This is a genomic window from Citrobacter sp. MGH 55 (genome assembly GCF_016906145.1).
Lineage (GTDB): Bacteria > Pseudomonadota > Gammaproteobacteria > Enterobacterales > Enterobacteriaceae > Citrobacter_A > Citrobacter_A amalonaticus.
The window spans coordinates 1,734,457-1,749,237 of sequence record NZ_CP070239.1; the positions used below are offsets into that span (position 1 = coordinate 1,734,457).

11 protein-coding genes are annotated in these 14,781 nt (G+C 52.8%); 2 read left to right on the forward strand and 9 right to left on the reverse strand.

Annotated features, from left to right (window positions below; translation table 11 throughout):
• The first annotated feature begins 449 nt into the window (after window positions 1-449).
• Window positions 450-1,952 (forward strand): glycine betaine/L-proline transporter ProP, encoded by a 1,503-nt coding sequence (gene proP / locus JTI98_RS07135; RefSeq protein WP_042321219.1) that lies wholly within the window; start codon window positions 450-452, stop codon window positions 1,950-1,952.
• Between the two features lie 60 nt (window positions 1,953-2,012).
• Entirely contained in the window at window positions 2,013-2,102 is a 90-nt protein-coding gene (gene pmrR, locus JTI98_RS07140; protein ID WP_042999091.1) for an LpxT activity modulator PmrR, read from the forward strand.
• Here the strand turns inward: pmrR and pmrB are convergent.
• The 9 genes from pmrB to dcuB form a co-directional block, all read right to left on the reverse strand.
• Complete coding sequence (pmrB, locus tag JTI98_RS07145) at window positions 2,099-3,184, reverse strand: two-component system sensor histidine kinase PmrB (protein ID WP_042999092.1); 1,086 nt, start codon at window positions 3,182-3,184, stop codon at window positions 2,099-2,101. The two genes, pmrR and pmrB, sit on opposite strands and share 4 nt — an antisense overlap.
• On the reverse strand, window positions 3,185-3,859 hold the full coding sequence (basR, locus tag JTI98_RS07150; protein WP_042999093.1) for a two-component system response regulator BasR: 675 nt from the start codon (window positions 3,857-3,859) through the stop codon (window positions 3,185-3,187).
• Complete coding sequence (gene eptA, locus JTI98_RS07155) at window positions 3,856-5,499, reverse strand: phosphoethanolamine transferase EptA (RefSeq protein ID WP_216082077.1); 1,644 nt, start codon at window positions 5,497-5,499, stop codon at window positions 3,856-3,858. The genes basR and eptA overlap by 4 nt, the downstream gene beginning before the upstream one ends.
• 98 nt (window positions 5,500-5,597) lie before the next feature.
• Window positions 5,598-6,935, reverse strand: coding sequence for an arginine/agmatine antiporter (adiC, locus tag JTI98_RS07160; RefSeq protein ID WP_044328920.1), 1,338 nt, complete (start codon window positions 6,933-6,935; stop codon window positions 5,598-5,600).
• A 128-nt stretch (window positions 6,936-7,063) separates the two neighbouring features.
• Window positions 7,064-7,825 carry an AraC family transcriptional regulator gene (locus JTI98_RS07165; RefSeq protein WP_042999096.1) on the reverse strand — a complete coding sequence of 254 codons (762 nt, stop codon included), beginning with the start codon at window positions 7,823-7,825 and terminating at the stop codon, window positions 7,064-7,066.
• Between the two features lie 334 nt (window positions 7,826-8,159).
• Entirely contained in the window at window positions 8,160-10,427 is a 2,268-nt protein-coding gene (gene adiA, locus JTI98_RS07170) for an arginine decarboxylase (RefSeq protein WP_216082232.1), read from the reverse strand.
• 230 nt (window positions 10,428-10,657) lie between these two features.
• Window positions 10,658-11,293: a DUF2238 domain-containing protein gene (locus JTI98_RS07175; protein WP_044327642.1), complete on the reverse strand. Its 636-nt coding sequence runs from the start codon at window positions 11,291-11,293 to the stop codon at window positions 10,658-10,660.
• Between the two features lie 144 nt (window positions 11,294-11,437).
• On the reverse strand, window positions 11,438-13,084 hold the full coding sequence (gene fumB / locus JTI98_RS07180; RefSeq protein WP_216082078.1) for a class I fumarate hydratase: 1,647 nt from the start codon (window positions 13,082-13,084) through the stop codon (window positions 11,438-11,440).
• 76 nt (window positions 13,085-13,160) lie between these two features.
• Window positions 13,161-14,501 carry an anaerobic C4-dicarboxylate transporter DcuB gene (gene dcuB / locus JTI98_RS07185; protein WP_042999100.1) on the reverse strand — a complete coding sequence of 447 codons (1,341 nt, stop codon included), beginning with the start codon at window positions 14,499-14,501 and terminating at the stop codon, window positions 13,161-13,163.
• Window positions 14,502-14,781 lie beyond the last annotated feature (280 nt).

Here is a 14,781-nt window from a genome sequence, read left to right on the forward strand (position 1 = left end):
AACATTCCCGCGCGATCTGAATATTTAAAATTACCGTAAAGAAGTTGTGAAAAATGAGAGGGAATTGCCTGGCAGAATAATAATAACTGCAGTGACTTTTTATGAAGCAAGCACAACAAAATAGAGGTCGAAAACGTAAAAAAGAACAACTCTGTGCTTTAAAAAAAGAGACTCAGGATCACCTTATTTACCTCCGTTGACGAAACCTAAACATATATGTGAAGTTGATCACAATTTTAAACACTGGTAGGGTAGATAGCTCATTAACCGCCCAAATCAGGCGTCAACAGGTTCGGTTGTACAGACCTTAACCAGTCCGTGTAAGTAAACCTGCTACGCTTGTTACAGGAGTTGCGTCTGAGCAACCCCGCGCTCGACGGTGACGTTGCGCCCAGTGCGCCAGTGCAGTCGATATGCCGCGAGACAGGGCTTAGTCTACGAGGACAGCTATGCTGAAAAGGAAAAAAGTAAAACCGATTACGCTTCGTGATGTCACGATTATCGATGACGGTAAATTGCGAAAGGCGATTACCGCTGCTTCGTTGGGTAATGCGATGGAGTGGTTTGATTTTGGGGTTTATGGCTTTGTTGCCTACGCATTAGGTAAAGTGTTCTTCCCGGGGGCTGACCCCAGCGTGCAGATGATTGCCGCCCTTGCTACTTTCTCTGTTCCCTTTCTGATTCGTCCGCTCGGTGGTTTGTTCTTCGGTATGCTCGGCGATAAATATGGTCGCCAGAAGATTCTTGCCATCACCATCGTGATTATGTCGATCAGTACCTTCTGTATCGGTCTGATACCGTCCTACGCCTCGATAGGCATTTGGGCACCCATCCTGCTGTTGCTGTGTAAGATGGCGCAGGGCTTCTCCGTCGGCGGTGAGTACACCGGCGCGTCTATTTTTGTGGCCGAATATTCCCCGGACCGTAAACGCGGCTTTATGGGAAGCTGGCTGGACTTCGGCTCCATTGCCGGGTTCGTGCTGGGGGCGGGTGTGGTCGTCCTGATCTCGACGGTGGTCGGAGAAGAGAACTTCCTGGAATGGGGCTGGCGTATTCCGTTCTTTATCGCCCTGCCGTTAGGGATTATCGGACTCTATCTGCGTCATGCGCTGGAAGAGACCCCGGCGTTCCAGCAGCACGTCGATAAGCTGGAACAAGGCGACCGCGAAGGCTTGCAGGACGGACCAAAAGTGTCCTTTAAAGAGATCGCCACTAAGCACTGGCGCAGCCTATTGGCCTGTATTGGCCTGGTGATTGCTACCAACGTCACCTACTACATGCTGTTGACCTATATGCCGAGCTATCTGTCGCATAACCTGCATTACTCTGAAGATCACGGCGTGCTGATTATCATCGCCATTATGATCGGGATGCTGTTTGTCCAGCCGGTGATGGGACTACTGAGTGACCGTTTTGGCCGTCGTCCATTCGTGATCATGGGTAGCATCGCGCTGTTTGCGCTGGCAATCCCGGCCTTTATTCTGATTAACAGTAATATCATCGGCCTTATTTTTGCCGGTCTGCTGATGCTGGCGGTGATCCTCAACTGCTTCACCGGGGTCATGGCGTCTTCATTGCCAGCCATGTTCCCGACACATATTCGTTACAGTGCGCTGGCGGCGGCATTTAATATTTCGGTACTGATTGCCGGTCTGACGCCAACGCTGGCGGCCTGGCTGGTGGAAAGCTCGCAGAATCTGATGATGCCTGCTTACTACCTGATGGTGATTGCGGTGATTGGTTTCATTACCGGTATCACCATGAAAGAGACCGCGAATCAGCCGCTGAAAGGGGCAACGCCCGCCGCCTCGGATATTCAGGAAGCGAAAGAAATTCTCGGTGAACACTACGATAATATCGAGCAGAAAATTGAGGATATCGATCAGGAGATTGCGGACCTGCAGGCGAAGCGTACGCGCCTGGTGCAGCAGCATCCGCGAATTGACGAGTAAATTAAGGTTTGCTTAATCTCTGACTGGCACACTCTCTTCCATACCCTGGAGGAGAGTGTGATGAAACAGCGTATTTATGAAAGTGTAACGACCGTATTCAGCGTACTGATTGTCAGTAGCTTCCTGTACATTTGGGTCTCAACCTACTAAACCTTCTTCAATAGCACCGAGGCGCGGGTTCCGGTGGTTCCACTGCGATTTTGCAGGAAAAACTGCCCGTGGTGCAGCTGCGTAATGCGGCTGACGATGCTTAACCCCAGACCGATTCCACCGTAACGGCTGTCCATGCGGACGAAGGCTTTGCTGAGTTCGCCGCACTTGCTTTCATCGATCCCCGGTCCTTCATCTTCTACCGCCATTGTCATTGTTGCTTCGTCATCAACGTTCAGCGTAATGGCGATGGTGGTGCCTTCCGGACTGTAGCGATGGGCATTTTCCACCAGATTACGCAGCAGCATCCGCAGCAGCGTCGCGTCGCCCTGAACAGCCGCATCGTCCTGACTGTCAGGCAGCAGGAGTGTCTGTTCGCGCTGTTCCAGCATCGTGCTCAGCTCATCGTAAGACGGCAGGATCACATCTTCCAGCAATCTGACATGCTGATAATTTCCCGATGAAAAAGACTGACCCACGCGGGCGAGTTGTAAAAGCTGCGAGACGCTGTCCATCATTTGATCAAGACGACCCAGCAGCGGCGCGACATCCACGTGATGCGCTTTTGACAGCAGTTCCAGATGCAAACGGACGCCCGATAGCGGTGTTCGCAGTTCGTGCGCCACGTCGGCGGTAAACAGACGCTCGTTTTCGATGGTCGTGGTCAGTCGATTGACCAACTGGTTGAGCGCCGAAACGACCGCTTCAATTTCGACCGTTGAGCTGTGAATGTCGATAGGGGAGAGATTATCCGCCGTGCGGGTTTCTAATTCGTGTTGCAGGTTGGCGAGCGGACGGGTAATGCGGCGAACGGCCTGATAGCAGATGAACAGCGTTAACCCCACCATAAACAGGCTGGGGACGATCAGACTGGCGACCGCCTCGCGGATTTCATGCATGATGTGGCGATCGTTATTGCGGTTATCCCGCAGCGCCTGTTCAAACAGCTGGATCTGCTCAGTGCTTTCATGCCAGAGCCAGAAGGTGCTGATGAGCTGGAAAACCAGCAAAATCATGCCGATGGTGATCATCAGCCGCCGACGCAGGGTCATGGGCTGGCGTAGAAAACGCTTCAGATTCAATTAGCTTTCCTCAGTCGCGGTCGCCACCAGCATGTAGCCAAAGCCGCGCACGGTACGAATACGGGATTTGCCCACTTTATCGCGCAGGTTATGGATATGCACTTCCAGGGTATTGGTGGACGGTTCGTTATCCCAGTTATAGATGTCGTTATAGAGAATTTCCCGGTGCACCGGGCTTCCCGATTTCAGCATCAGACGCGACAGCAACGCGTACTCTTTAGGGGTAAGAATTAACTCCTCTCCCTCTTTCCACACCTGTCGACGGCCCATGTTCAGCGTCAGGTTGCCGACGACCAGTTCACTCTCGCCCTGGTTATTGTGACGACGCAGCAGCGCGCGGATCCGAGCGTGCAGCTCTTCCAGCGCAAAAGGTTTCACCAGATAATCGTCGGCCCCGACGTCCAGCCCGGAAATCTTATCGCCGAGCGTGTCCCGCGCAGTAAGGATCAGCACCGGCAGGGTATATTTTTTCTGCCGGATGCGAGCAAGGAAATGCAGGCCATCTTCGTCAGGCAGGCCGAGGTCCAGCACCACCAGACTGTAATGACCGGTTTCCAGACATTGCTCAGCCGCACGGGCGGTCGACACGCCATCGCAGGCGTACCCTTCGGTTTGTGCCGCCAGAATCAGGCCCTGCAAAAGCAGCGTATCGTCTTCAACAATCAGTATTTTCATTGCGTGGTTCTCCTGCAGGGCTGCAGAATATCATCTGCGGCCTGATATTGCGTGGTCTGTACGCCGGTCAGTCCCAGCATGGTCGAGAAAAGATTGTCCTGCGAGTAATCCTGAGTACGCGCCTGTTTTTGCAGGCAACTGGCATCAACCTGATAGCGCTGCTGATAATCCTCTGACAGCCACAGCAGCATCGGCACATGCTTCTGGGAGTCTGGCGCAATGGCATACGGCAGGCCGTGCAGATAAACGCCGTTTTCACCCAGCGACTCGCCGTGGTCGGAAAGATACACCAGGCTGGTGGTAAATTTATCCTGATGCGCTTTCAGAAGATTAATTGTTTTATCAACAATATAGTCGACATACAGCACGGTATTATCGTACGTGTTCACTAATTGTTCCTGTGAACAGGTCTGGATTTCATTGGTATCGCAGGTTGGGGTAAATTTCCTGAACTGCGGCGGGTAGCGGTTGTAATAGGTCGGGCCGTGACTGCCGATGGTATGCAGTACAATCACCCCGTCACCTTGCAGGCTGTTGATGTACTCTTCCAGACCGTGGAACAGAACCTCGTCATAGCATTCGCCGTCGATGCATTCCCCTTTCAGGTTTAACGCCGTCATATTCTGATGCGGCACGCGGTCGCAGGCGCCTTTACAGCCGCCATCGTTGTCATTCCACAGTACGTTAACGCCCGCGCGCTGGATAATATCGAGCATCCCTTCCTGATGCTGCGCCAGCTCTTCGTCGTAATGCTTACGCGGCATGTTAGAGAACATGCACGGTACAGAGACCGCCGTGGCGGTACCACACGACGTGGTGCGCGGGAAGTAAACCACATTATCTTTTGCCAATAGCGGATTGGTTTTGCGGGAGTAGCCGCCGAGCGAGTAGTTTTCGCCACGTGAGGTTTCACCGACGATCAGGATAGTCAGATTTTTGCGCTTCTCTTGCTGCATCACCGGATTACGATGGGCATCTTCCCCGATGCGTACCAGCGGCAGGTGTGCGAGGCGCTGATGGGAGTACCATGACCAACTGGCGACAATGCCGTTAGATGGGCTGAGAGCTTTGACCAGTTCTTTATTGTTGCGAAACAGTGAGGCGTAATCTTTATAGAAAAAGGCCGCCACCAGCACGATCAATAACACGGATACCAGCACGTTGGCAGCGCGATACAGCACGCTGCGCAGGACAGGCGTGGTCGGTTTGATTTTAATCCAGCAGGCAACGATGGCCGCCGCAATGCCGCTAAGACCGAGCGTGAGCACCATTCGCGGCGTCATCAGGGCGAACGTTTCGGCAGGCGTCGTATCCACCATATTGGCAATCATTGAGCGGTCAATGATGATGCCGTAAGTCATGATGAAATACTGCGCTGACGCGGACATCAGAATAAACAGGCAGGCCAGCAGGCGGTTCAGCCACAGGAAAGAGGCCAGCGTCAGGACAATATTCATGACGCTGAACGCCACCACTGGCATCGACAAGAAGACCAGGATGTTACGCAGAGAATCCAGCGGCAGATCCTGCACAACCTGTTTGTAGAACGCGATGTTCAGACAAACAGACAAATAGAATGAAACCAGTAGTAACCAGGCCAGCAGGCTGAGAAGAGGTCTTTTGATAATGCGCTTTAACATGGTGGAGCTTCCGTAGACTAATTAGCGCAGATCCTCGCAAAGTAAAGTTAAGCCAACCTTAAGAACTTAAGGTTGGCTTCATCGTGTAAAAGAGGGGATTAATTGCGGTTAACCGGCGCATCCAGTGGGAAGGGGTTTTTGTGGATCCGGTTGTAGTTCAGGGCGTACAGCGCGGTGATGATCATCAGGGTCACGAATGACCACATCACCTCTTTCGCGCCAGACCCCACCACAGCCCAGATGCAGTAAATAAAGGCCACAAAGGTTACCAGCAGATAGAGCGGACGCGCTTTGCCGAAGTGTCCGTGACCGAGCAGCAGCAGCGCGGCACAGGTGTACAAATACGGCACCAGCGTAAAGATGACGGACACTGAAGAGACGAGACCAAACTCTTTCGCGGCGTTCGGCGACATACTGCTGAACTGGAAGATAGTCATCAGAATCCCGACAATAATCAGCCCGGCAACCGGTGTGCCCGCCTTATTTACACGGGCAAAAATCGGTGGGAACAGACCGTCATCGGCGGCGGCTTTCGCGGTCTGTCCGGCCAGCAGCGTCCAGCCGCCCAGCGAACCTAAACAGCCTGCTGCCGCGCAGAAGGAGACAATCGCGCCGGCGGTGTTACCCAGCGCCATACGTGCCGCATCACCGAACGGTGAAGCGGAGACGCGCAGCGCGGCGTTAGGGATCATCCCCATGATGGCGGTGGTGGAGAGCACGTAGCACACAGCCGCGATCAGCACCCCGCCAATGGTGGCAATCGGCACATTGCGTTTCGGGTTTTTGACCACCCCTGCCGCTACCGAGGCACTTTCGACCCCGATGAATGACCACAGGGTGACGTTAAGGGTGCTCTGAATCGCGCCGAAGGTGTTCATGCCGCTCACGTTCCAGGCCGCCATGTAGGTTTCGCCACGGAACCAGAACCAGCCAAACACCGCGATACCGACGATGGGGACCAGCGCCAGCACGGTGGCGACGGCCTGAACGCGGGTGATCATTTTCGGACCGACAATATTGAGCAGAACGAAGATCCACAGCACCACGACGCAGGTCAGGGTCAGCACCAGCGGATCTTTCAGAATGGGGAAGAAGTAGCTCAGGTAACCGACGCCGATAACCACCATCGCGATGTTACCGATCCAGCAGGCCAGCCAGTACAGCACGTTGGTCTGGTAACCGAGGAACGGCCCAAAGCAACGACGAGCATACGCGTAAGAACCGCCGGGACTGGGATCTAAGGACGACATTTTTGCGTAGACCATCGACAGCGCCAGCGCGCCGATAATCGTGACTAACCATCCGTAGATTGCAATCCCGCCGGTGGCGGCCAGGTTCGCAGGGAGCAGGAAAACCCCTGAACCCATGATATTCCCCGACACCATTAAGGTGACGGGGATTAAGCCCACTTTGTGAGCATCAGCATCCGAGGACATAATTAATCTCCTGAAGGGAACAATAAATGATGTCTCATAATACGCCTTCAGGTGTCGGTTGAATTATGTGCGACGTGGGTTATCGCTAATGCTGATATTATCGTAGCTCATTACAAAATGCTCAAAAATCACGCTGCCGTACGGTCTTTAAACTGGCTGACATAATGTAGCGGGGTCATGCCATAATACTCTTTGAACACAGAGATAAAGTAAGATGTACTGTTATAACCACACAGTTCGGAGACCTGGGATATATTCTTGCCATCCATCAGAAGTTGATTAACGGCGTAGCGCATGCGGCAAGTGGTGATGATTTGACTGTAGCTGGTATTTTCGCTTTTGAGTTTCTTCTTTAACAAACTCGGACTCAGACACAGACAACGGGCGACCTGATTAAGATTCCACGCTTTATGAATGTCACTCTCGATAATATGGTAAACGCTGTCGCTGACGCGGTTTCGCAACATAAACATCAGCAGGGACAAAAACTTCTTACTGTCGAGAAAGCGGGATAACACGGCGAACAACAGGCAGCGTGTACGTTCTTCTTCGCCAGGGCTGTCGGTATGCGCAATGCTGTGTTGTGCTGCCACCCGGAAGACATCGGGGGTCACACATTCAGCGGTTAATACCGGTGAGGAACTCCGTTGCCAGAGTGGAATATTTGAAAGATCTTTATTTAAAAAGCGAAGATAATCTTTAATTATATCTCGGCTAATATGTGCGACCAGTGCGTTATTAATCGATGAGATATCGATGATATTGTTTTCACAGGCGATGAGTGCCATATGATTCGCTTTTAAATTGATAGCCTCTTTACCGTTTACTCGTAGCCAAACGTCTTTTTCGGTTAACACGACAATGCAAGGATTATTGCTGAAAATTCTCATACCCTAACTCCCGAATATGAACATAAAATATCCTTTCTCGCCAAAGGGGAGAGATAAAGCAGATATTTCGATTTGTATGACGAATGAAGTCCGCATTAAAATAATGGTTTTGTCTGGAAATACAATAGGCGACAGATAATTGCTATGTACAGAAACTTTTACGCGGTGGAAACCATGCATAAGGGATAAAAAAAAACGCGGGGAGCACCCGCGCAAAAAGGTATGACAATGGTAGTTTTTCTCAGCAATACTCAGGAAACGCTCGTCATAACCCTACGGCCTAAACCAGGCTGCGTCAGGGTGGCCATGTCATGACGCAGTCGTCGGAATAGATTTACGCTTTCACGCACATTACGTGATAGACGCCATCAATGATTTCAGTGCCTTCGGTTTCATGTTCGAAACCAGGGAAGTGGTGATCCCAGGACTGCAGGGCGCGGAGATAGCCCACCTGCGGACTGTTTTCATCACCGAAGTTCTCGCCGGAAAGCAGCATCGGAATTCCCGGCGGATAAGGGATCACCGAGTTTGCTGCAATGCGACCCGGCAGTTTATCAATGGCCACCATTTCGATGTTGTCGTTAACGATAGCGTTATAGGCTTCACGCGGCGTCATTGCGGCAACCGGCAGGCCGGAATAGGCGGCGTTGAGTTTCGCGCTTGGGTTGTTTTCCCGCAGCCAGGCGAACATCCGATCGCCCAGGTCGTGAATGCCCATATTGGCGTAGGTTTCTGGGTGTTCGTCGACCAGTTCCGGCATGACCTGCGCCAGTGGGGTGTTGGCATCGTAGTGATGTTTAAATGAGCACAGGGTGTTGATCAGGGTTCCCCATTTCCCACGGGTGATGCCCATCGAGAACAGGAACATGATCTGGAAATCGGTGGTGCGGGTTGGTACGATTCCGTGACGTCCAAGCCAGGCGGTGACCAGCGCGGCAGGCACCCCCGTCTCTTCCAGTTCGCCGTCGTCACCCATCCCCGGTGCGAGAATGCTGACCTTGATCGGGTCAAGCATGCTCCAGTTATCGGGTAAGTCTTTAAAGCCGTGCCAGGATTCGCCCGGACGCATCACCCAGCAGTTCTGGTCTGTTGCCAGCAGTTTCGCCGGTGCGTCAGCAAAATCGAATGTTTTCCCGGTCTGCGGATCGGTGACCACTTCTTTGTTCCACGGCTTGAAGAACCAGTCGCCGTCGGCGCTGAACTCTTTATACAGACGCGCCATGGCCTGGCGGAAGTCGATGGCTTCGTCGATCACTTCCTGAGTCAGCGACAGGCCGCTGTTGCCGTCCATCATGGACACCGCCACATCGTTGGATGCGCAGATGGCATACAACGGCGAGGTGGTGGCATGCATCATGTACGCCTGATTGAAGCGGGAAAAATTCACTGCGCCGCGACCTTCACGCACATGGATGTAAGACGCCTGAGAGAGGGCGTTCAACAGTTTGTGCGTAGAGTGGGTGGCAAAAACGGTAGGACCACTGTGATCGCCCGGTTCACCGCGCATCGCATAGTGGTCGGCGTAAATTGGGTTAAAGCGGGCGTAGCCGTACCAAGCTTCGTCGAAGTGAATGCGGTCGGTAGTTTGCGCCAGTAACGCCTGTGCGGATTTCGCGTTATAGCAGACACCGTCGTAGGTACAGTTGGTCACCACGCTATAAGACGGTTTTTGTCCTGTCTTCTCTTTGGTCAGCGGGCTTTCGCTGATTTTTTTCTGTAAGGTTTCCGGCTGCATTTCCTGTGGGTAGATAGGGCCAATGATGCCGTAGCGGTTACGGCTGGGCACCATATACACCGGTTTCGCCCCGGTCAGGATCAACCCCTGTTCAATCGATTTATGGCAGTTACGATCCAGCACCACCACATCGTTATCGGTCATACAGGCCTGCATAATGGTGCGGTTGGAGCCGGATGTCCCGACCACGACGGACCAGGAACGGTCTGCGCCAAAGACCCGTGCAGCATATTTTTCGCTTTCGCCAAAGGCCCCGGTGTGATCAAGCAGAGAACCCAGCGAAGCACGTTCAATCCCCATGTCGCTGCGGAACAGGTTTTCGCCGTAATAATCATGATAGAAGCGACCGGCAGGCGTTTTGGTAAAACCCACACCACCCTGGTGGCCCGGTGCGGCCCAGGAGTATTCATGGATATCACTGTATTTCATTAGCGCATTGAACAGCGGCGGCAGCAGTTGCTGACGATAACGGGTCATGGCGGCGACCGCGCGCCCCGCGATAAAGTCAGCGGTGTCTTCGAGGATCCAGGCGAACTCATCGACAAGCTCCAGCATATCGCGGTCCAGCGAGGCGGTGGCTTTCTCTCTGTCACCTAACAGAAAGACCGGCACATTTTGCTGGCGCTCATGAAGCTTACCGATCAGTTCTCTGACATTTTGATGTTCATCAGGCTGTTCCATTTGATAGCTGAACATCAGGCAATCAATGGCTTCGTTTGCCGACAGGATGGCGTAGCCGTCGTCGAAAGACGTGGACTTAATGACGGTAATATTTTGCCGACTTAAGGCGTCTGCCAGACGTTCCACGGCCTTGCCAACCCAGGTGTCCTGATGCAGAAATTCACTTTCAACAATTAATACTTTCATCATCTCTTACCCGGTTGTGGAGGAATCTGTGATGCGGGCAAGTATTATCCTGACGAAAAAAGGTGTAAAGAGGGCGCGAAACGACGGGGATTCATCAATAATTGTTTATAAACAATGGTTTAAAGTGATTTGCCAGCCGTTTTTGACGGTGGTTTATCGACAGCTGAACTATTTTTTGAGCTGATAGTGATATCGCCGGAGCCTGTGTATGCCTCCGGCAGATAAATACGTTATGCGTCGGGGGGCGTTAATCCATAGCGCTGCAACTGACGGCTATGCACTCCCGCCAGCAACGTTACCGTAGTCAATGAACCCAGCAACGCGCAGAACATGTCTGACTGGGTATCCCACGGGTCGCCCTGCGTGCCAAGGAAATCGTCCGCGCCTTGTCCCATCGCCAGCGCGGCCCACCATTCAATTAACTCATAGGTGGCACTGATCGCCAGCGCCACGCAGCAAACCAGAAATGACAGCATCTTCCCGCTGCGAACAATCTCTGCGCGTAGCAGAATTTCGCGCGCCACCAGTGCCGGAACCAGGCCCTGGAAGAAATGGCCGAGTTTGTCATACGGATTTCGGCTTAAGCCCAGCCACTCCTGCACTTCAAAGCCCACAGGGACTTTGGCATAGGTGTACATACCGCCCACCATCAGGATGATGGCGTGGAAAAAAATCAGGGTATAAAGCAGAGGAGTGAGCGGGTAGCGCTTTACGGTTGTCAGCAGCAGCGGTATCACAATTATGACCGGCGTAACTTCCATCAGCCAGGTGGTTTTCTCACCTGCCGAGAAGCCAGTGTAGATCAGGATAAGCGTCAGGATCAGTGCGCCGATATTCAGCAGGATGGGGTTAAATGTGCGGATCATGGTGATTTCGCAAGTTGTGGAAAAGGCTACTATTCACCGAAGTGGTCGAAAATTCAATGCCAGCCATGACGGGAAAAGGTGGCCCGGGGGGATCACCGGACTGCCTTCAAACGTTGAGAGCAGTCCGGTGCCGGGCCGAAGAGGTTATTTCGCGCAGTTAGCGCACTGCTTGTTCACTATCTGCTGGAAGAAATCGTTGCCTTTGTCATCGACCAGGATGAACGCCGGGAAATCTTCCACTTCAATTTTCCAGATCGCTTCCATACCCAGCTCCGGATACTCAACGCATTCCAGATGCTTGATACTCTGCTGCGCCAGAACCGCTGCCGGGCCGCCAATGCTGCCCAGATAGAAGCCGCCGTGTTTGTGGCAGGCATCCGTCACCTGTTGGCTGCGGTTACCTTTTGCCAGCATGATCATGCTGCCGCCGTGCGATTGCAGTAGATCAACATAGGAGTCCATTCGGCCTGCGGTGGTCGGTCCTAATGAGCCTGACGGATAGCCCGCCGGTGTTTTTGCCGGACCGGCGTAGTAGATCGGGTGATCTTTAATGTACTGCGGCAACCCTTCGCCAGAGTCGATACGTTCTTTCAGCTTCGCATGCGCAATATCACGACCGACGATAATGGTTCCGGTCAGCGATAGACGGGTGGAAACCGGGTACTGCGAAAGCTGTGCCAGGATCTCTTTCATCGGGCGGTTGAGGTCAACTTTCACCACTTCGCCTTCACCGGCCTGACGCAACGCTTCCGGGATGTACTGACCTGGGTTGTGCTCCAGTTTTTCGATCCAAATCCCTTCGCGGTTGATTTTGGCTTTGATGTTACGATCCGCCGAGCAGGAAACGCCCATGCCGACCGGACAGGAGGCACCGTGACGCGGCAGGCGGATCACGCGGATATCGTGGGCGAAATATTTACCGCCAAACTGCGCGCCAAGACCGAGTTTTTGCGCCTCTTCCAGCAGTTCCTGTTCCAGTTGTGTATCACGGAACGCCTGACCGTGCTCGTTGCCTTCGGTCGGCAGCGCATCGTAGTAATGCGTGCTGGCGAGCTTCACGGTTTTCAGCGTGCTTTCTGCGGAAGTACCGCCAATCACAAAGGCGATATGGTACGGCGGGCAGGCTGCTGTTCCCAGCGTTCGCATCTTCTCAACGAGGAAGTTTTTCAGCTTGCCCGGGGTGAGCAGCGCTTTGGTTTCCTGGTACAGGTAAGTTTTGTTGGCGGAACCGCCGCCTTTCGCTACGCACAGGAATTTATACTCATCACCATCGACGGTGTAGAGGTCGATCTGTGCCGGCAGGTTGGTACCGGTATTCACCTCTTTGTACATATCCAGCGCGGCGTTTTGCGAATAGCGCAGATTGTCTTCGATATAGGTGTTGTACACCCCTTTTGACAGCGCCGCTTCATCACCGCCACCAGTCCAGACACGCTGGCCTTTTTTCCCCATGATAATGGCCGTGCCGGTATCCTGACAGGTCGGCAGAATGCCTTTGGCGGCGATTTCAGAGTTTCTCAGGAATTGCAGGGCAACGTATTTATCGTTTTCGCTGGCTTCGGGGTCATGAAGAATGGAGGCGACTTGTTGCTGATGTTCGGGGCGGAGCATGAAGGAGGCATCGTGAAAGGCTTGTTGCGCCAGCAGCGTCAGGGCTTGCGGCTCAACCTTCAGTATGGACTCACCTTCAAACTCACTCACGCTGACATAATCGGAAGTGAGCAGGTAGTACTCTGTTTCGTCTTTCCCCATCGGGAAAGGTGCCTGATAGAAGAACGCTTTATTTGACATGTGCTTCCAGCCTATTGATTTCTTTTAATATCATAAGTGACGTGCCGCCCGGTGACGGACGGCACGCGGGAGACCTTTACAGGAATCCGTACATGGCAGCAAAGATCCAGCCAAAGACGCAGGAGACGCTCACGCCAATCAAACCCGGGAGAATAAAGCTGTGGTTGATGACGAAGCGACCAATGCGGGTGGTACCTGAACGGTCGAACTGAATGGCGGCCAGATCGCTCGGATAGGTCGGCAGAATGTAGTAGCCGTAGCACGCCGGGGCAGACGCCACGATGTAGGCTGGGTCAACGCCAATCGCCAGCGCGACCGGAACGATAGCCGCCAGCGCCGCTGCCTGAGAGTTAACGAATTTAGACACCAGCAGCAGAACAATCGCATAGGCCCACGGATACTCTTTCACCATGTTACCCAGCACACCTTCGATTTCTGTCATGTGCGCGCCGAACATGGTTTCCGCCATCCAGGCGATACCGTACACCGCCACAATCGCGATCATACCTGAACGGAAGACTTCGTTTTTAGAGATTGAAGCGGGATTGGTTTTGGTCAGGATAATAATCAGCGCGCCGGTCAGCAGCATGAACATCTGGATAACCAGCACCATCGACAGCGCTTTGCCACCGAATGAAGGGCGAAGTTCAGAGAAGGCACCCAGGATAGCGACGACAGCAATGGCGGCAAGGAAGATCCACATCGCCAGCCAGTTGCTTTTCGGCAGCTTTTTGTCCAGCAGCGTAGCGGTATCGCCATACACGTAGTGATGGTTTTCCGGTACGGAGATGAATTTCTGGAAGTCTTCATCTTTATCCAGATCTTTACCACGGAACCAGCTGAAAATACCGATAGCCAGAATACCAATCAGCGTGGACGGGATAGTGATCGCCAGCAGGTCGAGGAATTCGAGGTGTTTGCCTTCAAACGTCACATTACCCAGCATGGCAACCAGAGAAACCACCGCCACCGATACCGGACTTGCAATGATCCCCATTTGTGCGCCGATGGAGCTGGCGGCCATCGGACGTTCCGGGCGGATGTTATTTTTAATCGCCACGTCGTAAATGATGGGCAGAATCGTGTAGACCACGTGGCCGGTACCGCACAGGATAGTCAGGGTACAGGTCACAAACGGGGCAACGATAGAGACATATTTCGGGTTGCGGCGCAGCAGTTTCTCTGCGATCTGCAACATCACATCCAGACCGCCTGAGGCCTGTAGCGTTGCTGAGGCCGCGACCACGGCGATGATCACCAGCATGACGTCAACCGGTGGTTTACCCGGCTGGAGGTGGAAAACGAACACCAGAATGACTAGGCCGATACCGCCTAACAAACCCAGCGCGATACCGCCCTTTCTGGCACCATAAAACAAACATATTAATATTATGAGAAGTTGTATACTAAATAGCATTTATTTACCCTCGCGATAAAACCAGTCAATTTTGATAAATGGATCACAGCCATGTTCTGTTTTTTGTGTAATGGGCGCAGAGCCTGGCTAATATTCGTTTCGTCTGAAAGTGCGATTAGTTTTTAAACATCGAATAACGTTATTCCTAAGGACAGGAAAACTCTTATCGTTTTTTTCAGGCTGTTTTCAGAGAGCACGACTCTCTGGCGATGGGCAGTGTTGAAAAAGAAGAGCAGAGGCAGGTTCGGGCTATTTTTTGTATCTTTATGAAAAACATGAA

What these genes read in the sequence shown, in the direction of transcription:
- proP (WP_042321219.1), top strand. Translation starts at nt 450, where the DNA reads ATGCTGAAAAGGAAAAAAGTAAAACCGATTACGCTTCGTGATGTCACG.
- pmrR (WP_042999091.1), top strand. Translation starts at nt 2,013, where the DNA reads ATGAAACAGCGTATTTATGAAAGTGTAACGACCGTATTCAGCGTACTG.
- basR (WP_042999093.1), bottom strand. Translation starts at nt 3,859, where the DNA reads ATGAAAATACTGATTGTTGAAGACGATACGCTGCTTTTGCAGGGCCTG.
- eptA (WP_216082077.1), bottom strand. Translation starts at nt 5,499, where the DNA reads ATGTTAAAGCGCATTATCAAAAGACCTCTTCTCAGCCTGCTGGCCTGG.
- adiC (WP_044328920.1), bottom strand. Translation starts at nt 6,935, where the DNA reads ATGTCCTCGGATGCTGATGCTCACAAAGTGGGCTTAATCCCCGTCACC.
- JTI98_RS07165 (WP_042999096.1), bottom strand. Translation starts at nt 7,825, where the DNA reads ATGAGAATTTTCAGCAATAATCCTTGCATTGTCGTGTTAACCGAAAAA.
- adiA (WP_216082232.1), bottom strand. Translation starts at nt 10,427, where the DNA reads ATGAAAGTATTAATTGTTGAAAGTGAATTTCTGCATCAGGACACCTGG.
- JTI98_RS07175 (WP_044327642.1), bottom strand. Translation starts at nt 11,293, where the DNA reads ATGATCCGCACATTTAACCCCATCCTGCTGAATATCGGCGCACTGATC.
- fumB (WP_216082078.1), bottom strand. Translation starts at nt 13,084, where the DNA reads ATGTCAAATAAAGCGTTCTTCTATCAGGCACCTTTCCCGATGGGGAAA.
- dcuB (WP_042999100.1), bottom strand. Translation starts at nt 14,501, where the DNA reads ATGCTATTTAGTATACAACTTCTCATAATATTAATATGTTTGTTTTAT.